This window comes from Ochrobactrum sp. SFR4, assembly GCF_019730395.1.
In the GTDB taxonomy this organism is placed as follows: Bacteria; Pseudomonadota; Alphaproteobacteria; order Rhizobiales; family Rhizobiaceae; genus Pseudochrobactrum.
Genome location: NZ_JAAPBB010001357.1, coordinates 1 through 237, shown reverse-complemented (window position 1 = coordinate 237; position 237 = coordinate 1). Strand labels below are relative to the sequence as shown.

Here is a 237-nt window from a genome sequence, read left to right as displayed (position 1 = left end):
GCAACATTGGCTTCTTTGGCTCTCAGCACATCCTGCTCATTCGGATAAGAAATATGCAGGCTGAGATGTGCCATGGAACGCGGATTGCGCCAGTCAATTACATAATTACCGACTGGCGTCTTCTGATCGCCTTCCTGCAATTTATGGCCTTCCTGTGCGCCCCCCAATGCAATGCGGTAGGTGCGTAACACTTCATCTCCGCGCAGCAATTGTAGTTCACGATCACCTTTGCGCACA

The 237-nt window shown here is 51.1% G+C and carries 1 protein-coding gene; it reads right to left on the bottom strand.

All coding sequences use genetic code 11. The features are described 5' to 3' along the window. On the bottom strand, nt 1-237 hold a 237-nt coding region (locus HBA93_RS23450; protein ID WP_221724814.1), incomplete at both ends, for a L,D-transpeptidase family protein.